This window comes from Candidatus Sulfidibacterium hydrothermale (assembly GCF_020149915.1).
Classification (GTDB): domain Bacteria; phylum Bacteroidota; class Bacteroidia; order Bacteroidales; family F082; genus Sulfidibacterium; species Sulfidibacterium hydrothermale.
This window is the reverse complement of record NZ_CP083760.1, coordinates 75,381-98,932: the sequence shown is the minus strand read 5'-3', so window position 1 is coordinate 98,932 and position 23,552 is coordinate 75,381. Positions and strand designations below refer to the sequence as shown.

Here is a 23,552-nt window from a genome sequence, read left to right as displayed (position 1 = left end):
ACAATAGATGAAGGTTATTATTAACACAAGGGATTTGGTTTATAGAGGTGGGGTGGTTAATTTTTATAAAGTTCTAAACTTAAATTCCTATGATTTCATTGATTACTTTTATTACAGTAAACCCAAAAAGAAAAAAATATTTTTCTTGTTCAAAAAATATTTTGAATTTTTTATTAAAATAAAAAGTTATGATATTGTACATCTAAATCCTTCTTTAACTAAAACTGCTATATGGCGTGATTTATTGTTTTTATTAATTGCAAAATTAAAGAAAAAAAAAGTTGTTGTATTTATTCACGGTTGGGATTATAATTTAGAAAATATAATAATAAATTCAAGGCTTTATAAAAATATATTTTCTATTTACAATAATGTTGATGCATTCTTTATATCAGGCACTATTTTTAAGACTAAATTAACAAGGATGGGAATAGATAAAAATAAATTATTTTTTTTGGAAACAATGATAGCTGATGATAAATATATTAATGATTTCTCATTAGAAGAAAGAATAAGAAATTTTTCTGAAAGTAGTAGGATGATTAGATTTTTATTTCTTTCTAGAATTACTAAAGGAAAAGGAATGCAGTTAGCAATTGATATTTTCAATATAATACAAACCAAATACAATAGGAAAATGGAATTAGTAATAGCTGGAGATGGTGATAAACTAGAAGAAACAAAAGAATATGTAAAACAAAAAAATATTAACAATGTAATTTTTAAAGGATATATAATGGATGAGGAAAAACATAATGTATTAAAACTTTGTGATATAACATTATTTCCTACAATGTACGGAGAAGGTATCCCAAACACAATTCTTGAAGGAATGCTTTATGGTATGCCGATAATATCAAGAATTAATGCAGGGATTCCTGATTGGGTAAAAAATGGTGAGAATGGATTTATTATATCTAGCATAAATCCGAATGATTTTGTCCCTTTTATAGAAAGTTTATTAAACAATCCCAAATTGTATGAAAAAATTTCACGAAATAATCATGAATTAGCAAAAAAAACATTTACAAAGGATGTTATCTCAAAAAGGTTTCTAAAACATTATCAAGAAGTATTTGATGCTCAATAAACCCATTTTTATTATAGCAATGCACCGGACAGGATCCACGTTGCTAAAAAATATTTTAAATGCCAATTCACAAGTTGCGATGGCTACTGATGAAATGCATTTATTTTTACCATTATTAAACTCATTTGGGAAACAATTTTACAAATTCGGGAATTTGCAAAAAGAAGAAAATGTAAACAAGTTAGTAGATTTTGTTTATACACAAAAAATTCGAGGTACTTTTTGGCAAGATTATAAGGACTTGGGAATTAGCAAAAACTTGATAAAAAAAGAATTCTTAAAAACTGACAGATCATTAAAAAGTTTTATTTCTGTTTTACTAAATGAATTTCGTAAAAAAGAGAAAAAAGAAAGAGTAGGGGTAAAATATCCTTTACATTTTAGTAAAACAAAAATATTAAAACAATGGTATCCTGACTCAAAGATTATCCTGTTGCACAGAGATATTAGAGCTGTTTGTGCTTCCAAATTGAATGATGAAGCTACTAGAAAAAGAAAAAAGAAATTCGGATTCATTATTCATTATATCACGCTTTTACTTTTTATTACAGACTACGTTTGGTTGGCAAAATATTATAAAAACAATAAAGAACTTTTCTTTTTTGTTGACTACAATCATTTAATATTAAATCCGGAATATGAACTTAAAAAGATATGTAACTACTGTGAAATAAACTTACAACAAACAATGTTTTCAGTATTTGGGAAACCATCAAGCCATTCATCTACAGGAGAGCTCAAAAAAGGTTTTGATAAAACCCGTATGGATAAATGGAAAAACAAATTAAGTAAATTTGATATTTGGTTGATTAATTTTTTTACTTCAAAAAACTTTAAAGTATTTTTATAAATGGACTTGGGATTGACTTTAGATTATGAATTATTTGGTAATGGGGCCGGAAATATTTTTAATAATTTAATTCTCCCGACTCAAAAGGTATTAAATTTATGTAAAAAATATAATGCAAAAATTACAATTTTTTTTGAGGTTATAGAATATTTAAAATTAAAGCAAGAATGGGAAAAAGGGAATAAAATGGGGTATAATGAGAATCCAGCACTTGCTATGGAAAAACAAATAAAAGAAGCCCTAAATAATGGGCATGATGTTCAATTACATATTCATCCACAATGGTTAAATGCAAAATTTGTTAACAATCATTGGCAAGTTGATAATAATTGGTGTATGAAAAATATCCCTTTGTATCAAACTAAAGAGTTTGATACTGATTTAAAAACTGTTCTTTTAACAGGACAAAAAGTTTTAGAAAACCTTTTGAAGCCAATTAATTCAGATTATAAATGCAACATTTTTAGGGCTGGAGGATTTAACATATTGCCTTCTGAAAGTGTTTTCCGAATATTAACAGAATTAGGATTTATTGCAGATTCTTCTGTTTTTGCAGGAGGTTACGAGATAAATGAGTTGTCTAATGTTGATTTTACTATAATAAAAAATAATATTCCTTATTGGTTTGTTAAAGATTATAATGTTTTAAATCAAGATCAAGAGTTTGTACACAAAGAGACAATAATTGAATTACCTATTTTTTCTTATCCCATAATGAGAATTTTTAAATATGATTTACATCGTATTAAAATAGTTTTAAAAAATAAAACATCGTCTCTCCAAAAAATTCAAACAAGGGCATTAAATAAAAGTAAAATAGAGAAAATAAAATTCTTTTTTGAAAAGGAATTTGTTACGTGGGATTTCTGTCTGTTTAACCAAAAAAAAATGAATTTTTTTTTAAAAAAGGCTTTTCAGGTTAAAAAAACATCAAAATATAAATATCATCCATTTATATTAATAGGCCATTCAAAAAGTTTTTATGATGATAAAACTTTAAAAAGGTTATTAAAAAAGCAGAACGTACAATTTCTAACAGTAACGAATATTATTAAAAAAATATTTTTTTACACTTTAAATGGACACACTAATTAACCTAATTTTATTTGAAAACTTTGAAAAATTAAAAAATTTTATTGAAAAGGAAAACTTTAAAGGATGGGATCCTTATGATGGGTTGAATTCTAAACTTTTCCAAGTATTACCGTTTAAACATTCAGCACTTTTCCGTTTAGTTCAAATACAAGCTTTTAAACGAAATCCTGTTAATCTCCGAAAGGTTTTCCTGATTCCAAAAGAATACAATCCTAAAGCACTGGGGCTTTTTTTAACAGCTTATTCAAATTTATATTTTATAGATAAAAAAACAGAATATTTAGATAAGTTGTTATTTTTTAGAGATAAACTAAACGAATTAAAATCAAGCGGATATTCAGGAAGCTGTTGGGGATATAACTTCGATTGGCAGGCAAGAAGGTTGTTTTTATTTCCTAGATATACGCCTACTGTAGTAGCAACCACTTTTGTAGCTTACGGGTTAATGGATGCGTATGAAGTAACAAAAGATTATAGTTTTCTGGAATTAGCATTGTCAAGTGCAGAATTTGTAAAAAATGATTTGCACAAAACCCCCAAGAAAGAAGGTTTTTTGTTTTCCTATTCTCCTCTTCGGGGAAACGACACGGTTTATAATGCCTCTCTTTTAGGTAGCAAGCTGTTAGCAAGGATTTACTATTATACCAAAAAAGAGGAATATAAAGAATTGGCCAGACAATCTATATTGGCATGTGTTCATGCGCAAAATAATGATGGAAGCTGGGTTTATGGAGAATTACCAACGCAAAATTGGATAGATAGTTTTCATACAGGTTATAATCTTGAGGCAATATGTGAATATCAAAACTATACAGATTCTAAGGAATTTGATGATGCTATAAATAAGGGAATTAATTTTTATTTAAATAATTTTTTTTTAAGAGACGGAACACCAAAATATTATCACGATAAAGTTTATCCTGTTGATATACATTCTCCGGCTCAATTCGTTGTCACAATGTATAAGTTAGGATTATTTAATCAACATAAAATTCTAATTGATAAAGTTTTGAGCTGGACAATTCGAAATATGCAAGACAAAAAAGGGTATTTTTACTATCAGTTAAAACAAGGTTTGTCATCAAAGATTCCTTATATGCGTTGGTCTCAGGCTTGGATGATGTATGCCCTAAGCTTTTATCTTTTAGCTAATAAAAATGAAACCGGTTTCCATAAATAACGTTCATATATATCCTTTTAAGGATTATAATGATGCCATAAGTTATGTTGAAAATAATAAAGGTATTTTAGTGGCTGTTAATGCAGAAAAAATATTGCATGCAACAGATCAAACGAGAAAAGTAATAAATAACAATATAGGCTATCCAGATGGTGTTGGTGCTGTTTGGGCATTGAAAAAAAAGGGAATAAATAGTGTAAAAAGGATTCCTGGTGTTGAATTATGGTTGCATATTATTAGAAAGTATTATAAAACAAATTCTTTTTATTTAGTCGGCTCTACAAAAGATGTAATAAATATCACAGTTAATAAGTTAAAAAATGAATTCTTTGGAATAAACATTCTTAATTTTAGAGACGGTTTCATTAAAAACAAAGAAGAAAAAAAAGAATTACTGGATGACATAAAAAAGAAAAAACCAGACATCGTTTTTGTAGCGATGGGTTCTCCAAGACAAGAATTAATTATGCAGGAAATGTATAAAATTCACCCAGCTATTTACCAAGGACTTGGAGGTAGTTTTGATGTTTATGCTGGGAAAGTAAAAAGAGCTCCGAAAGTTTGGCAACAATTTAATCTTGAATGGTTATACCGATGGTATAAACAACCATTAGCCCGAACAAAAAGAAATTTACAGCTAACAAAGTTTATATATTATTTGTATTTTAATAAATTTCAATGAAAGTCATTTCCGTAGTCGGTGCCCGTCCCAATTTTATGAAAATAGCACCATTTATTAAAGCTATTGATGAATATAATTCGAATGGAAACACCAAAAAAATAGATCATATACTTGTTCACACCGGTCAACACTATGATGACCGTATGTCCAACGCTTTTTTTGAAGCCTTGAATATTCCGAAAGCAGATATCAATTTGGGTGTCGGTTCAGGTACTCATGCTGAACAGGTGGGCTACACGATGATCGAATTTGAGAAAGTACTGGAAAAAGAAAAACCAGACTGGGTGGTAGTGGTAGGCGATGTAAATGCCACGTTAGCCTGCAGCGTTACGGCCAAGAAACTAAACATTAAAGTTTGCCACATTGAAGCCGGACTGCGTAGCGGCGACATGACCATGCCGGAAGAGATTAACCGCCTTGTTACCGATCGCCTTTCAGATCTTCTTCTTATCCCCGACCGTATCTCCGGTGAAAACCTCAAAAAAGAAGGGATCCCGGACGAAAAAATAGCTTTCGTTGGCAACATCATGATTGATACTCTTGAAACTAATCGTTCAAAAGCAGAAGAACTTTCTATAAACCAAATTCTCCAAGAAAACTCACTTTGTCCTTTTAACTTTAAACTTTTGCCATTACAAAGCTATGCTTTGTTAACCCTGCATCGCCCATCCAACGTGGATCGAAAAGAAATACTTCAACCGATCATTAATTTCTTGTCCAATGAGGTCGCGAGGGATATGTATTTAATATGGCCTATTCATCCGAGAGCTCAAAAACGGTTGAAAGAATTTAGCTTATGGGAAGAATTGGGAGCTAATGAAAAAGTAATCTTATTATATCCTGTAGGTTATCATGAAATGTTAAAACTCAACATGGAAGCACGTATTATTTTGACGGACAGTGGTGGTTTACAGGAAGAAAGTTGTGTATTGGGAACTCCTTGTCTTACTTTGCGTTGGAATACCGAGCGTCCGGTAACGTTACGCGAAAATGGTGGGGCTTCGGTGTTGGTAGGCAACAATGTGGAACGTATCCGTAAAGAATATCAGGATACGTTAAAACTCTCTCGCCACCCCCAACGCCCGGAATTATGGGATGGAAAGACGGCTGAACGGTGTGTGGAAGCCATTGTAAAGTATAAAGGCTAAAGCTCAAAGTACAAAGGCTAAAGTATAAAAAACCAAAATGAAAGAATATGATTTAGGTAAAAGGCTGTTAATATTTTCGATAAATGTTATTCTTTTTTTAAGAAAACTCCCCAATACCGAAGAGTATAAAATCATAAAGTATCAACTAATAAAAGCAGCTACTTCAGCTGGTGCAAACTATGAGGAATCACAAGGTGCTTCCAGCAAAGTGATTTTACCAATAAAGTAAGAATATCATTAAAAGAAATCAGAGAAGCAAATTACTGGTTAAAAGTAATTCGTGGAATTAATTTAAAAAATGATCTTACAGGAAAAGTGAAATCCTAATTTCCGAATCCCAAGAATTAAAAAACATTCTCGGGGCTATCTGTTCTAAAACAGAAAAAAAACCAAATAAGTTTTCCCAATACTTTAGCCTTTAGATTTTAGCCTTTGAGCTTTAGCCTTTAATCTTATAAAGACAAAATAAAAAATGATACTCATAAACCGGCAAATGGATCAGCATAAAAAGGTTTATTGATAAGTATATCTTTTATACAGAAGGAAAAATAGTTACGAAAAAAAGAAGATTTATTCCGGTATTGTGAATAACTTTGTCATTTCCCTTGATGTTTGGGGATTACCGTAGAATAATGCGTTGTTAATTTTTTTTGAAAAGGTCTTTACATGGAATAAAAAAGGCAGTAATTTTGTTACTGCCTTAAAAAATAAGCCGTGAGGCTTAGGAAGACAACGAGGCATCTTTCGCCCGGGTGAATTTAACGTTCTTCTGTCAGCTTCCCCGAAATTCGGCCATTTAAAATTAGAGTTGGACAAGCCCGCCAGAGCGGGCGCGTCAGAACAAATTATTAATTTTAAACGGTCAAAAAAGAAGAAGATGAAAAAGACAAGATTTTCTGAAACAAAAATTGTTTCCATTTTGAAACGACAAGAAGCAGGCATTCCCACAGCAGACCTTTGCAGAGAGTATGGCATTAGCCAGGCTACCTTTTACAACTGGAAAGCAAAGTATGGCGGATTGGAAGTGAGAGAAGTAAAACGGTTAAAAGAACTGGAAGCAGAAAATGCCAAACTAAAAAAGATGTATGCTGAAACAAGTATGGAAAATTATGCGTTGAAAGAACTGATTGAAAAAAAGTTGTAACGCCTGATGAGCAAAGAGCCGCGGTCGATTATTTAGTTTTGGAACAAAAGCTAAGTGTTCGTCAGGCATGCAGAGCGGTTCATATTTCCAGAAGCACATACCAGTATAAACCCAAAAAGAAAAAAGGAGATGAACAAATCATACAACTGCTGGGAAAAATGGTTGATAAGCATCCTTCTATTGGTTTTTGGAAATGTTATCACCGGCTTAGAAGAGAAGGATACAATTGGAATCACAAACGAGTTTACAGAGTTTATACACAAATGAAATTAAACATTCGAAGACGAGCTAAAAAGCGGCTACCGGCCCGGGTGAAGCATGCGTTGTTCCATCCTGAAAAAATCAATCAGGTATGGTCTGTTGATTTTATGAATGATAGTTTGTGGGATGGTCGGAAGTATCGCCTTCTTAATGTTATAGATGATTTTAACCGGGAAGTGTTGGCTATTGAAGTAGATACTTCTTTACCAGCTTTACGTGTTATAAGAGTGCTAAAAAGATTATTAATTACCAGAGGAAAACCCGAAATGATACGTGTAGATAATGGACCCGAATTTATATCTGATAAGCTGGATAGTTGGTGTAAGAAAAATAAAATACGGCTTGTTTTTATACAACCGGGGAAACCTACACAGAACGCTTATATTGAACGCCTAAATGGCTCTTTGCGCAGAGAACTATTAAACGCATATGTTTTTAGAACAATTAACGAAGTCCGACAGCAAGTAAGTGAATGGATGGAAGATTACAATTACCACAGACCTCATGAAGCATTAAAAAACAAAACCCCTATGGATATGTTGATAAAATTCACTTAAAAACTCTAATTTTGAATGGCCCGAAAAATAGGGTAGCTTACACTTCAAGCGATCCTGAAAAACCTTCCCGGCTCGGAAAATCAGGTTGGTTCTCCGGATTTTTGAAGCGTTAAATTCATCAGGGTTTTCTACCCCTTCGGAAGAGATTCCCAGCCGGAAAGTTCCAAAGTCACCCAGTTTCACAATGTTGCCGTCCAGCAACATGTCCGGAATAACTTGGAGCAATCCTTCCAGCACAGCTACCGTATCCATCATACTTACGGTGGATTCGCGGGAAATGCGCCGGGCCAGTTCTCTCAGTTCAATGGTCCCCGAAGCTTTGGGAAATGCATAATATTTACGCGTATCCTCCGGTGATCGAGGGTTCACCCGTTTGTTTAAGCGATAACTAATCATATCGCCCTCCTTTCTTAAAAAATGAATAATCCTGGTTTTAAAGGTAACCAGACCAACCCGTTGGACAGAGACCCTGTCGTTTTTTTAAGCAATTATTTCATAGGCTGCCTCCTTTCTTTTTATTTAATCCAAATTTGTTTAAGAACGCATAACCCTTATTATAAGAGGATTACCGGTCAACAAAGATAAGTAAGATGGTGATATTTTATTTCAATAATTTATTAACAGGGATTCGTGAATAAAAAATAAAATGTTTATATTCAATGGGTTGTGTGGGAATAATAGGGTGAATAATTACGGGAAATTTTTTTTGGCATGATTTTATGTGTAGTATTTGTTGTATAACACACTATATTCTAGTTTTTTAGCCCTAAAACTGAGTAGAAAAAGTACCCTTTTTTTCATTCAATGTTGAGTCCGCCATGAGGAGGCGTGAGAGTCTCATTTTTATCAGAACGGTTTTATTTTGTCTCTGATATACGAGATGCTCACGCCGTTGCCAGCGCACACCCCTTCCCGAAGAACGGCTCAGCATTAAACGCGGGGGAGAAAGAGTGGGATTCATAACAAATCAGGTCAACGTACCCCACCGTTCGTTTAACTCTGAGGGCACCACTTTGTAGGCTGTGCGCTAGCGTGCCCGTGAGAGTCTGGGTAAGTTACTACATCATCTATCTATGATTCATTAGATTCCCACGCCTGCCCGGATCCGTCAGTCGGCGGAGACGTGGCCACGCTAACGCATTGTCCTGCCCTAAAGGTGTCTCGGAATTGAACGCAGGAGAGAAAGATGGTATTTAAAACAGATGACACTAACTACCACCATACGTTTATCTCTAAGTTGCCATTAGGCGGGCAAAAGTGGAAGAGCAGCGTGAGAGACTCATTTTTATCAGAGCGGTTTTATTTCGTCTCTGATATACGAGATGCTCACGCCGTTGCTGCCCACAGCCTCCCTGAAGAACGGCTCAGCATTAAACGTTCGGAAGCAATATTGGGTTTATACGAATTACATACTCCACCACTCGTTCAACTCTGAGTCCGCCTCTGGCGGACGTGAGAGTCTAACCTCATAAATACGGTATGGTAAGAGGCGGCTTCACATACATTACAACGACAAAAAAGAATACTGTTTTATATACAGGTGTAACATCAGCGCTAAAAAACAGGATATATCAACACAAGACAAAATTTTTCCCCAATTCATTTACAGCAAGATATAATGTGGATAAATTGGTGTATTACGAATACTTTCCTCACCTGAGTGAAGCTTACGAAAGGGAGAAACAAATAAAATCTTGGAAAAGGGATAAGAAAATAGCGCTTATCAATCATTTTAATCCGGGTTGGAAAGATTTGTATGATGAGATTGAAGATTGACGGCTTTGATTTATTAGATGCTCACACCCGCCAAAGGCGAGTTCAGCATTAAACGAGAAAAGAAAAGCTGGATTTACAATTAATGAGTACAATACCATTGTTTAACTCTGAGTCCGCCCTGGCGGACGCGAGAGTCTCATTTCTTGAGAAATTCCATCATTGGTTCGTTAGATGCTCACGCCGTTGCTTACGCACATTCCGGCCTTTGGAACGGCTCAGCATTAAACGTTCGGAAGCAATGTAGGATTTATAACGGATTACATACTCCACCATTCGTTCAACGCTGAGGACACTTTTACAGGCTGCCCGTACAAGTCTCTTCATTAGTACCGTTTATTTTCATTTGCTATCTGATCAAACAGATAAGGAAAGACCAGTATAAAACAAAAAAGGGGTGTCGTAAATCATTTCTTTTACCTTATCTTTGCAAGAGTAAATACAACCATGGAAATATTATTTGCCAATGAACACCTGATCATGTGGGAGACTTTAATACTCTCCTTTATGATTACTTATGTCTCTATTCCACCACTTATTGAGGTCGCCAAGGCCAAAAACCTGTATGATGTGCCCAATGGACGGACTTCTCATGAGAAAATTACCCCTACACTGGGTGGAATAGCCATTTTTTCCGGCTTTGTTATTGCTTCCATGATATTTATAAATATTGCGAAAATACCATATATTCAGTATATTATTGCTGGAAGCCTGGTTATCTTTTTTGTCGGCTTAAAAGACGACATTATCGGTTTAAGTCCATTGAAAAAATTTGTTGGACAAATTATCGCTGCTGCGATTATTATTGATCTTGGAGGGGTTCGTCTTTCCAGTCTGCACGGCTTTGCCGGTATTGGTGCGTTAAATTATGTTTCCAGTGATTTTCTGAGTCTTTTTGTTATTGTGGCCATTATCAATGCTTTTAACCTGATTGACGGCATTGATGGTTTATCGTCGGGAGTGGGTATTTTGGCTTCGCTGGCTTTCGGCGGATGGTTTCTCCTGATAGGGAAAATGCAGCTTGCCTTACTGGCGGTAGCTCTTATTGGAGGATTGCTGGCTTTTTTCCGGTTCAACTTTTTCTCTAAAAGATATAAAATTTTTATGGGAGATATTGGTTCTTTACTGGTGGGCTTTATTCTTGCTATTTTTGCTATTAAGTTTAATGAATTAAATGCTGCCATAGCTAAAGGAAGTTCATATTTTATCAAGGCCTCACCTGCAGTTTCTATCGGTATTCTGATTATTCCTATTTTTGATACAGTGCGTGTGATGGTAATTCGTATGGCCAAAGGGATATCCCCTTTTAAACCGGATAAAAGACACATACATCATTATTTATACGAACTGACCGGTAGTCACCGGAAAGCCACTTCTATTCTTCTATTGGTAAATCTCTTTTTTATTGGAATCTCTTTCTGGTTGAGTTCATTACGCGTATTGGAACTTACCGTTATTTTGGTATTAATAGCCACTTTCCTCACCTCTATTCCTTATTATTTATTAAAAAAGCGACGTAATAAAAAAAGACCTGTCAGTAGTTTTATCGCTGATGCTGATTAACTTTGATAATCTAAATCGTTCATACTTTGAAAAGAACCTATTGTTTTATTATCTTCTTTTATTTTATTATCTTGCATCAAGCTCTTGCCCAAAGAACGTTTTTGCCTTTAAACCAGGAATTTAACCAAAACCTGCAAAAAGCATTATACAGTAATACCCTGCGTTTCCATACTTCCATCCGGCCTTACTATTTTCCGGAAGTGCAACGGGCGGTCCGGTACGACTCTATAAGAAAAGAGCTTTGGTTACACAAAAAGAAAACTCCAGATAAGAAATGGAAACAAAAAGCCTGGGATAAACTTTTCAACGATGATGTGGTTATCTTCCGTACAGAACATTTGGATTTATTGGTGAATCCCTTAATGAATTTTTCTTTTGGTCACGATTTTGCAGATGATAAAAACACCTGGGTGAATACACGTGGAATTGAGGCTTTCGGCCGCATAGGAAACAACGTTACTTTTTACACCAGTTTTTATGAAAATCAGGCGGTTTTTCCAACTTATGTGGATAGTTGGATTCGGAAAAATCATGTGGTGCCGGGGCAGGGGATTCCCCGAAGCTATGGAGATGGCGGATTCGATTATTCCAATGTGACCGGTTATATCAATGTACAGGCAGGAAAACATTTTACCTTTCAGTTAGGCCATGGCCGTAATTTTCTGGGCGATGGTTACCGTTCTTTGTTGCTTTCGGATGTCTCTTTTCCCAATGCTTTTTTTAAACTTATGGTGAATGTATGGCATATCAAATACATGGTGTTGTATAATCAATACATTGATATCCGCAGCAACATCCCAGAAATCGGTTATCCACGAAAATACTCTACGGTTCATTACCTGAGCTGGTCCGTTTCCAAACGAGTGAACCTTAGTTTCTTCGATGCTGTAATCTGGCAAGCTACCGACACGTTAGGAAATTATCGTGGATTTGATTTACAGTATTTAAATCCGGTTATTTTTCTCCGTCCGGTGGAATTTAGTATCGGCTCACCTGACAATGCCCTGTTGGGACTCAATCTGAGTGTAATCGTGGGGAAACACAATGTTTTTTACGGACAATTGGCCATTGACGAATTTACACTGCATGAAGTCTTTGCTGGTAACGGTTATTGGGCTAATAAACAAGCTTTTCAGTTGGGATTTAAAAGCTACGACTCTTTTAAAATTAAAAACCTGTATTTCCAGACAGAATTCAACTACGTACCTCCCTATACATATTCTGAACGAATTGAACGCATTAATTACGGAAATTATAACCAGCCAATTGCGCATCCTTTTGGTGCTAATTTTTGGGAATCGGTAAACTTTATCCGTTATAATTTTAAAAGATTCTTTTTTAACTATGAATTTCTTTATTCAATTAAAGGACAGGACCCTCCGGGGATGAATTACGGCGGTGATATTTATAAATCGTATAACACAAGGGTCAGCGATTATGGTAATTATGTAGGACAGGGTATTCGTACGCGGCTATGGTACCAAAACTTTAGTACTTCGTTCTTAATTAATCCTGCTTACAATTTAAACTTTACTATAGGAATTGTATGGCGTAATCTGCATTCCGACGTTACCGACGAAAATACACACTATTTTTACATCGGTCTGCGCACTTCTCTCCGGAATTTGTATTATGATTTCTGATAAAAGTTCTTGCTGTCCTTTCGAACTGAGCCCGACGATAGGAGGGCGAGTGTGAGAAATCCCCCTCGCATTCCACTTGTCCTTTCGATGAAGCATAGTGACAAGACCCGCCCGAACGACATCAGGCGGGCGGGAATCTCCCCGGAAAAAACCTGTCCATCAGGCAACCGTTTGTCCGGGTTCCCTCTCCAATGCTCAGGAGATGTCTCTCTTCGTTCGACATGACAGCGTTGTTCTTATCTGTCATGTCGAATCGGGCCCGCGACAATAGGATGGCGAGTCCCCGTATAACATTACGTAAAAATTCCCGCCTTCTAAACAATGGCCCTTTTTCACAACTACTTCGTTTACATCATGACTAATAAATACAAAAATGTCCTGTATATTGGCGTGACAAATGACTTAGAACGAAGAGTAGAAGAACACGAAACAGGAAAATATGAAGGGTTTACAAAAAAATATAATTGCCATTTTCTGATTTATTACGAACATTTTACGAGAATAGACCATGCTATTGACAGGGAAAAAGAAATAAAAAAGTGGCGAAGAGAAAAAAAGAATAAGCTGATATCAGCATTTAATCCTACATGGGATTTTTTGAATGATAAGATTCATGATATTTAATTGTCTTTTCGAGTGAGGAATGAGCGAGAAATCTCCTTAAAAGACACAACCTCTTCAGCAGTCCTTTTCCGGGATTTTGGCTTTTGTTCATCAAGAGATTTCTCACCGTCACCCTGTATTCCGGTCCAAAGGGTTCGATAACGCTAAAAAAAGAACTGCCCTTTCGAACGGAGCCCGACGTTAGGAGGACGAGTGTGAGAAATCTCCCCGGCACCATTCTGTCATTTCGAGGGAAGCACAGCGACGAGAAATCTCCTCAGTAAGAATCTACCCCTTTGGCAATCTTTTGTCTGGGTTCCCTCTCCAATGCTCAGGAGATGTCTCTCTTCGTTCGACATGACAGCGTTGTTCTTTCCTGAACACTGTGTGATAGGACAGAAAATAATATTCCGTGCTTTCTCTTTCCTGCTTACCGGACTCCAGCGCCATTTCTCTTTGGAATAAATATACATCCTCCCAGTCATCTCTGGTCCCTTTTTCTTTCAATCCTTCCCTTTTTTCTTTTTACCGGAAACATTTTCACTGGAAACCGTATTATTTGCTTTTGTATGACAATAACCGGATAACCGGTTTGTTGCCTTTGGTGAATACCGGAAAAGCCTGGGTGAGCCTTCCGCATTTTTCGTATGGCGGAGTTTTAACCGATGATTCGTCGTTGGTTAAAAGCAAAATTATTGGTCAAATGATCACTGAAATACTTTTCCAACAACTCCCCCCGGGTTTTTATAAATCGGAAGTGAATCGGTTGGCCGCTGGATTACCGGACCATCAAAAAATTTTTATTCGCTCTTTGGGTGAGCAAAACGACAGTTCATTTCAAAAATCGGAAAAAGTAACCGGACTTTTTTATTTAAAAAACGGAAAGCGGGAAACATTTCATCATTTGTCGTCGAATCTGAGAAGAAAAATAAGAAAAGCTTCTGAAAACGGATTGATATTTAAAAATGGCGGAACGGAGCTTTTGAATGATTTCTATTCTGTTTATTCTGAAAATATCCGTCATCTTCGGTCGGTGAATTATGGAAAAGGATATTTTCATGATTTCATCCAATCGTATCAGTACGGACAAGCCCGTTTTTTTGTGGCTTATCTTGCCGGTAAACCGGTTGGCAGTGCCCTGACTGTTTCATACCATGGTTTTATAGAGAATGTCTATTTTGCCACTCTTCCCCGGTATAGGCAGTTTTATGTGTCGGATGCATTACACTGGCAGATGTGCCGTTTTTTTATTGATCTGGGGAAAGCGGATGAGTGTCCGTTGATTTATTCTTTTGGCAGAAGTACGGAAAACTCATCGGTACAAAATTATAAAGACCATTGGCCAGTTAAGAAAGTGCCGTTATATGTCTTTTCGAATTTTGACCTTTTGCATCAAAAATCGCTTTTAGGGAAACTTTGGAAAGTAATTCCTCAAAGGATAAAAGTTTTTTTGGGGCCGCGTGTGATAGATCATTTGTATTAACCGATAACATAGCGGAAGATTGTAAAACCAATTACTCTTTTGAATATTCTTACGTTTGACATCGAAGACTGGTTTCATACCCACGAAAACCGTCACCGGTACAGCGGTCATATCTGGCGTGAACTTCCGTCGAGGATAGAGAAAAATACAGACCGGGTTTTAGCGTGGTTGGAAGCATCTGACCTAAAAGCTACCTTTTTTGTTTTGGGGTGGGTGGCAAAATATTATCCGGCATTGGTAAAAAAAATTCACAGTAAAGGCCATGAAATCGGAGCCCATTCTTTTTGGCACCATAATCCGCATTTTATTTCAGCTGAATATTTTGAAAAAGATTTGAAACAGTGTTTGGATGTTTTGCAGGATATTACGGGAGAAAAAGTGATGGCCTATCGTGCGCCGGGGTTTAATCTGAAGTTAAAAGACAAATGGGCTTTTGATATTCTTGCAAAATACGGGATCAAAACCGATAGTTCGGTTCAGTTGTCAAAAAGTCCGGGAGAAATCCCTTTTGCTATTAAAACGGTTCATCATGAGGTGTTGGAATTTCCGTTAGTGACAACTTTTTACGGGCTTCCGTATTCGGGAGGGGGATATTTCAGGGCGTTGCCTTTTTCTTTTGTTCAATATCTTTTTCGTCAGGAACAATATCATTTGTTTTATTTTCATCCCAGAGATTTTGATCCAGATCTTCCGGTTACGAATTTGTTTTCTTTTTTTCGCAATCAGCTAAACCGAATCAACACAAAAAGATGTATGAGCCGGTTATCCGGGATGCTGCAAGCGTATCCGGCTGTTTCTATGGGAACAGCTGCCGAATCGTATTTATCATCGTTAAATCGTCATGTTTGATAAGCAGAGGTTGAAATGGTTACTTAACAGCACTTTTGGGTTGCTGCTGGCTTTTGCTTTTGTTTTGCTTTTGCAGTGGCTTTTGCTCTTGACCGGAAAAACGGTTTCCCACTTTCAGGGGCAAATACAATGGAACGGATTTGATTTTCACATTACTGCCCGGCATTGGAATTTTTATCAGGTGATGGCTTTGTATCTATTTCCGGAGTTGTTTTTTGTTTTGTTGTTTATTTTTTTCCCATGGCGACCAAAGTTTCCGGTTAAAACGCCCGAAATATTACAATTGTTTCTCGGATGGACGGGGCTGATCCTTCTTGTGAAAACTTTTTTTATTCCTTTTGCGGATGTTTTCTACCATAGAAACCTGTTTTTTGCATTATCCTGGTCCGGTTTTTCCCGTCCTTTTCAATATGGCATTGTGATAATGGCCATGATGATTTTTTTGATCAATATTTTTGCTGTTTCTGCGGTGTTTAGTCCTTTGTTACCGTCTTTTGCAGATCTATCCCCCGGGAAAAAGTTATTGCAACTTTTGTTTCTTTGGTATTTGCCTTTTGGAATATGGGCCGGATGCATTTATTTTTTCTCCGGAAATCATTTTTTCTATCCGGTTAATTTTTTATTGATAGGGATGGGGTTGGTTCTGATGGTAAATACACCGTATATGATGAGTTACCGGGTAATTGTAAGATAATTTTTTATCCCGAAGAAGGCGGCGATATCTTTTCCGGGTTTTTTATTTTTTCGACCCAAATGACCCACAAAATAAAAATCACCACGTAAAAGAAAGGACGTAAGATCCACATGTGGATAAAATCCCAATGGGCCGGCCAATGAACGGCAATTACGGATAAAATTACAATCCGGATAATGTTATCGAGATGAATAATAAGCAGTCCCAACGGAATATACCAGATTTTCTTTTTCCAGGGTCCGGGGAATAAGATCATCAACAATGTCCATTCGTAAAATTGTTTTAGTCCTGAGCAGGCTCCTTCCACCGCCACAGAACTATGATTAGGCAGATAAAGCGTATTGTTCAGCATTTTGAGGGGGTAGTTTAAGAGATGTTCCATAATCCAGGCTGCCGGGACAGCTACCTGATGAGCCAGAAACTCTTCGGTTTCTGTAAAAAAAGCAAATTCTTTCAGGAAATGTTTGAGTCCGCCACTCCACCAGAGCCAGTGGAAGAAATAGATAATTACTGAAAACAACAACACATCGACCAAAGGCTGCAGTTTGTGTTTTTGAATAAACGGCCGGATATGAGAGCGAAAAGGAGATTTCATAAAACGGTAAAGGATTGTAACGGACAAAATTAAAAGAAAAACCGGATGAATCGGTTGTTTTGCCTGAGGGATAGTAACGGCAGCCCGCAGCCGGGAGCGCTTGTGAGCCGATGGCGGGCGGTGCGACAACGAAGCACCCGCCCGCCATACCGGCGAACAGCCCTGCCGGCGAGGACTATAGTGAATAGCCCGCCCGCAGGCCCTAAAAAGAATTCTTCTAACCACAACCCAAAAAATCGCTATTTTTGCGGCGAAAAATTTTTTGAAAATGTCTGAAATCAAAACCAAAACAGAATTGGAATATAAAGTAGCCGATCTTCATTTGAATGAATGGGGACGGAAAGAAATTGAAATTGCCGAGAAAGAGATGCCCGGGCTGATGGCATTGCGGAAAAAATACGGAAAAGAAAAACCGTTGAAAGGGGCGCGGATTACCGGTTCGTTGCACATGACCATTCAAACGGCTGTATTGATAGAAACGCTGGTGGAACTGGGTGCGGATGTGCGTTGGGCCAGTTGTAATATTTTTTCTACCCAGGATCATGCGGCAGCAGCGGTGGTGGTAGGAAACGGAACGCCGGAAAATCCGCAGGGAGTACCGGTGTTTGCCTGGAAAGGAGAAACCCTGGAAGAATATTGGTGGTGCACCAAACAAGCCCTCTCGTTTCCCGGTGGAAAAGGACCGAACCTTGTAGTGGACGATGGCGGCGATGCCACCTTGTTGATTCATAAAGGATATGCTGCAGAGGAAAATCCGGATACCCTGGATGTTGTTCCCGGCAGTGAAGAGGAAGAAGAAATTTTAAAACTCTTGAAAACCACGTTGGCCGAAGAACCGCAAAAATGGCACAACATGGTGAAAGAATGGAAAGGGGTTTCGGAAGAAACCACTACCGGAGTTCATCGTTTGTATCAGATGAAAGAGGCCGGGGAGCTGTTGGTTCCGGCAATTAATGTAAACGATTCGGTAACCAAATCGAAATTTGATAATCTTTATGGTTGTCGTGAGTCGCTGGCCGACGGAATTAAACGGGCTACCGATGTGATGATTGCCGGAAAAGTGGTCGTGGTAGCCGGCTATGGCGATGTGGGAAAAGGTTCTGCCAAGTCGATGCGTTCGTATGGCGCCCGCGTAATCGTTACCGAGATCGATCCGATTTGTGCTTTACAGGCTGCCATGGAAGGCTTTGAAGTGACGACCATGGAAGAAGCGGTGAAAGAAGGAAATATTTTTGTGACAACGACCGGAAACCGCGATATCATTACCATTGAGCACATGGCTGCAATGAAAGACGAGTCGATCGTTTGTAACATCGGCCATTTTGATAATGAAATTCAGGTACATAAACTGGAAACGTATCCCGGCATCAAAAAAATTAATGTTAAGCCGCAGGTGGATAAGTATGTGTTCCCCGACGGACATTCTATTTATCTGCTGGCCGAAGGCCGGCTGGTTAATCTGGGTTGTGCTACCGGTCATCCGTCGTTTGTGATGAGTAACTCGTTTACCAATCAAACACTGGCACAAATGGATTTGTGGAAACACCGTGACGATTATGCCGTGGACGTGTACAGGTTGCCTAAATATCTGGATGAAGAGGTGGCCCGTTTACATCTGGACCAGCTGGGAGTAAAACTTACCAAACTGACTCCGGAGCAGGCGGCTTATATCGGTGTAAAACCGGAAGGGCCGTATAAACCCGATCATTATCGGTATTAGAAAAAGAATCAAGTTGTATTAAAAAGGCGCATTAAACAATGCGCCTTTTTTTATTGTCAAAACTTTTTTTAAAGGATAACCGGTTTTTCCGGAATATTTTTATCGGGAAAAATGTGGGCCCACCAGGACTTGAACCTGGGACCACCTGATTATGAGTCAGGTGCTCTAACCAACTGAGCTATAGGCCCGGATTTTGCAGAACGGTTAAAAAGTGGCGCAAATTTACAACTTCACGGTTAATTTTAAAAATTTTTATTCCCTCAACAGAAAAAATGTGTTCCGTTCTTTGAAAAACAAAAAAGCAAATCTTGTTCACCAGCTTTTTCTACTTTTGACTAAAAATAAACGGAATGGAACTAACGGTTTTTTCGGATGAGTATTTTATGAATGAAGCGCTGAAAGAAGCACAAAAGGCGTATGATGCCGGTGAGGTTCCTGTCGGTGCTGTTGTGGTTTGTAGCCAGCGTATTGTGGCCCGGACACATAATTTAACGGAGACCCTGCATGATGTAACGGCCCATGCTGAAATGCAGGCTTTTACTGCGGCTGCAAATTTTCTTGGAAGTAAATATCTGAACGATTGTACGTTGTATGTTACGCTGGAGCCTTGTGTGATGTGTGCCGGTGGGGCTTTTTGGTCTCAAATAGGAAAAATTGTATATGGTGCAAAAGATGAAAAACGTGGATTTACACAGCTAGGAAAACCAGTTTTACATCCGGCAACAAAAGTGGAAAATGGGGTTCTGGCGGATGCCTGCAGTAAAATCTTATCGGATTTTTTCCGCTCAAAACGGTAATAGAACCGGAAGGGAATTATCATTGATGCGGGAGAAATGATTTTTGAGTAAAAAAGCTTCCGGTATGGTCTTTTTTTGACATCCGATACCAAAGAAATAATTATCCGGCAAAAAATCCTATTCATCAAAAAATGGCAATGCGGTGGAATTTTTTGTTTCGTTTAATACAAAAGAGCTTCGGATATATCCCACCCGCGGTAAGGTGGCAATTTTTTGAGCATAAAACAGGTTGTAAGCGTCCAGGTCTTTTACGATAACTTTAAGTAAAAAATCATTTTCGCCCCCCATCAGATAGCAGGCTGTTATTTCCGGTATTTTTTCCACGGCATCGTAAAATTCCTGAATTTGCTCAAAAGCACTGACTTTGAGAGCGCCGGATAAAAAGACGATCATTGATGGCGAAATCTTTTTCCGGTCGATCAATGCCACATATTTGGTAATAACCCCGGCTTTTTCAAGCCGTTTAATTCGTTCGTAAACCGGTGTTTTGGTCATATTTAACTGAGCCGCAATGGTTTTGATTCCCATCCGGGCATCTTCCTGTAAAAGCTTCAGAATTTTGCGGTCGACCTGATCAATGTGAACAGACATAAGACGATTTTCCTTTTGATAAAATAATATATTCCAAATATAGGAATTATTCCTGTTAATATTCTTATATAAGGAAAAATTTCTTAAATGAAAACGGTCTTAAGTTATTTAAACCTTAGATATTAATTTTGCCGGAAAAATAAATATACAGCAATGGTCCTTCTTGATAAACCTTTCGTTTCGGATTTTTTACAAAAGACCCTGGAGAAGAATGGGTATCCTGTAATTAACACCAATGCCTGGAAAGAATTGGTATCATCCGGTTCTTTTCGTTTGATTTCTGAAGAAGATGCGGTGTTGATGAAAAAACAGGATGATAATGTTTTGATTTATTCCAATTCGGAAAATGCAATTGCCTGGATAGAAAAACACTTGCCCTTTTCTTCTCTTCCGGAGCAAATCAGAGGATTTAAAAATAAAATTGTTTTCCGGCAGAAGATTCAGGAAATGTATCCCGGATATTTTTTTAAGGGGATTCCGTTTTCCGATTTGGAATCGCTGGATATAGAAACCATTCCGGTTCCTTTTGTGATTAAGCCGGCAGTAGGCTTTTTTAGCATGGGTGTTTATAAGGTTGAGAACCGTGAAGAATGGCCTGAAATCCTTCGCCGTATCCAAAAAGAGATAAACGATTACCGCAAGGTTTATCCTCAGGAGGTAATCAACCTTTCCGATTTTATTATTGAAGAAGTTATCGACGGGGATGAATTTGCTATTGACTGTTATTTTGACCAACAAGGGAACCCAGTGATATTGAATATTATGCAGCATGTTTTTGCTTCAGGAAAAGATGTGAGCGACCGTTTGTATTTTACTTCCAAGAAAATCATGCAGCATTATCTGGAGAAAATGACGACATTTTTGGGGGAATTGAACCAACGTACCGGTGTGAGAAATTTTCCGGCACATATTGAAGTCCGTGTAACTCCTGCCGGCGAAGTTATTCCCATCGAGGTAAACCCCATGCGCTTTGGCGGTTGGTGTTCTTCGCCCGATATGGCATGGTATGCTTTTGGAATAAATGAGTATGAATTTTTCTTTAATCAGCAAAAGCCCGACTGGGAAACCATTTTGAAAAACAGAGAAGAAGAGGTTTTTGCCATTGTTATTTTGGATAATTCTACCGGTATTGACGGCGAAGATATTGCAGCTTTTGATTACCGTAAGCTGTTGTCTGATTTCAGTCACCCGCTGGACATCCGGAAAACCGACTTTAAGAAATATCCGCTTTTCGGCATGCTCTTTTGTAAAGCAACCGACGAGAATTCCCCGGAAATCCGTAAAATTCTCCGATCGGATTTGCGTGAATATGTAAATAGCCGGGTGGGAAAAAATTAAAACCCAAAGAATCCAATAAGCAAAAATAATTTTCGTGTTTTTCGAAGGATTGTTTCTTCTTTCGATGCTTTCATTGTAACTTTGTTACGCAGAAAGGACCGGGTTGTTTTTAGGTGTAAAAAGCAGAAGAACCCGGAGAGGAAGAAAGATTAAATTTTCGAAGTCATTTTGCAAAACGATCATTCTAAAACACGATACCCATGAAAAAGATTTCCCTGTTTTTATTGTTACTTTTCCCGGTAAGCTTGTTGGCATATACCGGACAAATTTTACAATCGTTTAAAACACCCGGTAATTATCCTGCCGGACTTACCTGGGACGGACAACATCTGTGGATTTCCGATTTTCAATCGGATAAGATCTATGAAATGGATACGCAGGGAAAAGTTTTGCGGACAATTGCTTCGCCGGCTTATTATCCGGTAGGCCTTGCTTTTGACGGAAAATATTTATGGAATGCAGACAGCAAAGGGCTGATTCCGCAAGGTGACGAATATCATCGGGGTAAAATATTTAAAATAGATCCGAAAACGGGAAATATTTTAAAAACGCTGGATGCGCCAACTCCTTCGCCGTCAGGACTTGCCTGGGACGGGCATTATTTGTGGTGCGTGGATAATCTGCATCATAAATTGATTCAATTTGACCCGGAAGACGGAACAACAATTAAAGAATTTCGTTCTCCGGCTTTTTCTCCTACCGGCCTTACCTTTGACGGGAAATATCTTTGGGTTGCCGATCGCAGGACCGATCAAATTTATCGTGTCGATCCTTCTGACGGAATGGTTATTTTAATTACGGATGCTCCGGGGCCTTATGCCCGCGATTTGTGCTGGGACGGAAAAAGTCTGTGGAATGTGGATTTCGAAACCCAAAAGGTTTATCACTTAAAAGTTGATCATGAAAAATATATCCGGTTTCATCCGTCACGCGAAAAAATAATTTATCATCATCAAACCCTGAACTTCGGTCCGGATAAACTTTTGCGCATGGATGTGCAAATTGCGCTTCCGGAAAACAGGGTCAGCCAGCAACTGGATGGGCCGTTTAAATATTCTCCGGGTTTAAAAGATATTGCTACGGACCAGTTTGGACAAAAAACAGCTCATTTTGTCTGGACAAACCTTGCCCCGGGTGAAAAAAAGGTGGCTACGGTTACTTATCAGATAACAACGTATGATGTTCGTTGGTTTATTTATCCCGAAGATGTGGGTACAGAAGCCGAAATCCCTCAAAAGATCAAGCAAAACTATCTGCGTGATGCGGCAAAATATGATATTCATGATACGGTGATCACCCATGCTGTGAAGCGGGCGGTAGGCAATGAAACCAACTTATATTGGAAAATGCGGAAGATTTTTAATTATGTGATAGCCCATTTGTATTATCAGCGGGTAGGAGGGTGGAACACAGCCCCAACAGTTTTGTCCAGGGGAAACGGCTCTTGTTCGGAATATTCGTTTGTTTTTATTGCCATGTGCCGGGCTGCCGGCATTCCTGCCCGGTATGTAGGAACCATTGCCAACAGAGGAGATAAACGGTCGATAGATGATGTTTTTCATCGTTGGGTGGAGGTTTATCTGCCGCATTATGGCTGGATTCCTGTTGATCCGAGTGGCGGCGACCAGTCTTCGCCGGCAGCACAGGCTGCACATATCGGTTTTGTTGCCAATCGTTTTGTGATTACTACCCAGAGTGCCGGAGGCTCATCTACCATGGGATGGAATTATAATTCCAACGAATATTACAAAGCACAACCCAAAACCAACGTGGCGGTGGATTATTACGGAGAATGGGTGCAACAACAATAAAGTTTGGATGTGAGGATGTGAGATGGGAGGATGGAGGATTTTCGATGTGCGATGTGGGATTTTTGATGTTTTGTGGTGATTTTCT

The 23,552-nt window shown here is 37.9% G+C and carries 23 protein-coding genes and 1 tRNA gene; 19 read left to right on the top strand and 5 right to left on the bottom strand.

Annotation, left to right across the window (positions count from 1 at the left end; translation table 11 throughout):
• The first annotated feature begins 7 nt into the window (after nt 1-7).
• From LA303_RS00385 to LA303_RS00350, 8 genes are all read left to right on the top strand, one after another.
• Nucleotides 8-1,090, top strand: a complete 1,083-nt coding sequence (locus LA303_RS00385) for a glycosyltransferase family 4 protein (protein WP_240525963.1) — start codon at nt 8-10, stop codon at nt 1,088-1,090.
• Nucleotides 1,080-1,940: a sulfotransferase family protein gene (locus LA303_RS00380; protein WP_240525962.1), complete on the top strand. Its 861-nt coding sequence runs from the start codon at nt 1,080-1,082 to the stop codon at nt 1,938-1,940. Before LA303_RS00385 ends, LA303_RS00380 begins: the two co-directional genes overlap by 11 nt.
• Nucleotides 1,941-3,035, top strand: a complete 1,095-nt coding sequence (locus tag LA303_RS00375) for a polysaccharide deacetylase family protein (protein WP_240525961.1) — start codon at nt 1,941-1,943, stop codon at nt 3,033-3,035.
• The gene (locus LA303_RS00370; RefSeq protein ID WP_240525960.1) at nt 3,019-4,215 is read left to right on the top strand and encodes a pectate lyase; all 1,197 of its coding nucleotides are present in this window, start codon (nt 3,019-3,021) and stop codon (nt 4,213-4,215) included. The genes LA303_RS00375 and LA303_RS00370 overlap by 17 nt, the downstream gene beginning before the upstream one ends.
• On the top strand, nt 4,193-4,897 hold the full coding sequence (locus LA303_RS00365) for a WecB/TagA/CpsF family glycosyltransferase (protein WP_240525959.1): 705 nt from the start codon (nt 4,193-4,195) through the stop codon (nt 4,895-4,897). Before LA303_RS00370 ends, LA303_RS00365 begins: the two co-directional genes overlap by 23 nt.
• A complete protein-coding gene (wecB, locus tag LA303_RS00360; RefSeq protein WP_240525958.1) occupies nt 4,894-6,045 on the top strand; it encodes a non-hydrolyzing UDP-N-acetylglucosamine 2-epimerase in 1,152 nt (383 codons plus the stop codon). The genes LA303_RS00365 and wecB overlap by 4 nt, the downstream gene beginning before the upstream one ends.
• Before the next feature lie 37 nt (nt 6,046-6,082).
• On the top strand, nt 6,083-6,274 hold the full coding sequence (locus LA303_RS00355; RefSeq protein ID WP_240525957.1) for a four helix bundle protein: 192 nt from the start codon (nt 6,083-6,085) through the stop codon (nt 6,272-6,274).
• Nucleotides 6,275-6,922: 648 nt separating this feature from the next.
• Nucleotides 6,923-8,007 (top strand): IS3 family transposase gene (locus LA303_RS00350; protein ID WP_240525956.1). Its coding sequence is split into 2 segments (ribosomal slippage): nt 6,923-7,175 and nt 7,175-8,007, totalling 1,086 coding nucleotides; the frame shifts between segments, so codons are not numbered across the junction.
• Here the strand turns inward: LA303_RS00350 and LA303_RS00345 are convergent.
• On the bottom strand, nt 7,963-8,403 hold the full coding sequence (locus tag LA303_RS00345; protein WP_240525955.1) for an HU family DNA-binding protein: 441 nt from the start codon (nt 8,401-8,403) through the stop codon (nt 7,963-7,965). The two genes, LA303_RS00350 and LA303_RS00345, sit on opposite strands and share 45 nt — an antisense overlap.
• Before the next feature lie 1,083 nt (nt 8,404-9,486).
• Here LA303_RS00345 and LA303_RS13545 point away from each other — a divergent pair.
• A complete protein-coding gene (locus LA303_RS13545) occupies nt 9,487-9,783 on the top strand; it encodes a GIY-YIG nuclease family protein (protein WP_240525954.1) in 297 nt (98 codons plus the stop codon).
• A 156-nt stretch (nt 9,784-9,939) separates the two neighbouring features.
• Here the strand turns inward: LA303_RS13545 and LA303_RS00335 are convergent, their stop codons facing one another.
• A complete protein-coding gene (locus LA303_RS00335; RefSeq protein WP_240525953.1) occupies nt 9,940-10,107 on the bottom strand; it encodes a hypothetical protein in 168 nt (55 codons plus the stop codon).
• A 120-nt stretch (nt 10,108-10,227) separates the two neighbouring features.
• Between LA303_RS00335 and LA303_RS00330 the strand changes: the two genes are divergently transcribed.
• The 6 genes from LA303_RS00330 (at nt 10,228) to LA303_RS00305 (ending at nt 16,615) form a co-directional block, all read left to right on the top strand.
• Nucleotides 10,228-11,343, top strand: coding sequence for a glycosyltransferase family 4 protein (locus tag LA303_RS00330; RefSeq protein WP_240525952.1), 1,116 nt, complete (start codon nt 10,228-10,230; stop codon nt 11,341-11,343).
• 101 nt (nt 11,344-11,444) lie between these two features.
• A complete protein-coding gene (locus tag LA303_RS00325) occupies nt 11,445-12,986 on the top strand; it encodes a hypothetical protein (protein WP_240525951.1) in 1,542 nt (513 codons plus the stop codon).
• 321 nt (nt 12,987-13,307) lie between these two features.
• Entirely contained in the window at nt 13,308-13,610 is a 303-nt protein-coding gene (locus LA303_RS00320) for a GIY-YIG nuclease family protein (protein WP_262901521.1), read from the top strand.
• A 391-nt stretch (nt 13,611-14,001) separates the two neighbouring features.
• Nucleotides 14,002-15,072, top strand: coding sequence for a GNAT family N-acetyltransferase (locus tag LA303_RS00315; RefSeq protein ID WP_240525949.1), 1,071 nt, complete (start codon nt 14,002-14,004; stop codon nt 15,070-15,072).
• A 39-nt stretch (nt 15,073-15,111) separates the two neighbouring features.
• Nucleotides 15,112-15,921 carry a polysaccharide deacetylase family protein gene (locus LA303_RS00310; protein WP_240525948.1) on the top strand — a complete coding sequence of 270 codons (810 nt, stop codon included), beginning with the start codon at nt 15,112-15,114 and terminating at the stop codon, nt 15,919-15,921.
• Nucleotides 15,914-16,615 carry a hypothetical protein gene (locus tag LA303_RS00305; protein ID WP_240525947.1) on the top strand — a complete coding sequence of 234 codons (702 nt, stop codon included), beginning with the start codon at nt 15,914-15,916 and terminating at the stop codon, nt 16,613-16,615. Before LA303_RS00310 ends, LA303_RS00305 begins: the two co-directional genes overlap by 8 nt.
• A gap of 4 nt (nt 16,616-16,619) precedes the next feature.
• On the opposite strand, the gene LA303_RS00300 is transcribed toward LA303_RS00305, so the two are convergent.
• Nucleotides 16,620-17,435, bottom strand: a complete 816-nt coding sequence (locus LA303_RS00300) for an archaeosortase/exosortase family protein (protein WP_240525946.1) — start codon at nt 17,433-17,435, stop codon at nt 16,620-16,622.
• Nucleotides 17,436-17,478: 43 nt separating this feature from the next.
• On the opposite strand from LA303_RS00300, the gene ahcY reads away from it, so the two are divergent.
• Entirely contained in the window at nt 17,479-18,930 is a 1,452-nt protein-coding gene (ahcY, locus tag LA303_RS00295; protein WP_240525945.1) for an adenosylhomocysteinase, read from the top strand.
• A gap of 114 nt (nt 18,931-19,044) precedes the next feature.
• On the opposite strand, the gene LA303_RS00290 is transcribed toward ahcY, so the two are convergent.
• Nucleotides 19,045-19,118 (bottom strand) — tRNA-Ile (locus LA303_RS00290).
• A 162-nt stretch (nt 19,119-19,280) separates the two neighbouring features.
• On the opposite strand from LA303_RS00290, the gene LA303_RS00285 reads away from it, so the two are divergent.
• Nucleotides 19,281-19,727, top strand: coding sequence for a nucleoside deaminase (locus LA303_RS00285; RefSeq protein ID WP_240525944.1), 447 nt, complete (start codon nt 19,281-19,283; stop codon nt 19,725-19,727).
• A 117-nt stretch (nt 19,728-19,844) separates the two neighbouring features.
• Here the strand turns inward: LA303_RS00285 and LA303_RS00280 are convergent, their stop codons facing one another.
• Nucleotides 19,845-20,318, bottom strand: a complete 474-nt coding sequence (locus LA303_RS00280; RefSeq protein WP_240525943.1) for an Lrp/AsnC family transcriptional regulator — start codon at nt 20,316-20,318, stop codon at nt 19,845-19,847.
• A gap of 153 nt (nt 20,319-20,471) precedes the next feature.
• Between LA303_RS00280 and LA303_RS00275 the strand changes: the two genes are divergently transcribed.
• Both LA303_RS00275 and LA303_RS00270 read left to right on the top strand, forming a co-directional pair.
• Nucleotides 20,472-21,656, top strand: coding sequence for an ATP-grasp domain-containing protein (locus LA303_RS00275; RefSeq protein ID WP_240525942.1), 1,185 nt, complete (start codon nt 20,472-20,474; stop codon nt 21,654-21,656).
• Between the two features lie 200 nt (nt 21,657-21,856).
• Nucleotides 21,857-23,467 (top strand): transglutaminase domain-containing protein, encoded by a 1,611-nt coding sequence (locus LA303_RS00270; protein WP_240525941.1) that lies wholly within the window; start codon nt 21,857-21,859, stop codon nt 23,465-23,467.
• Nucleotides 23,468-23,552 lie beyond the last annotated feature (85 nt).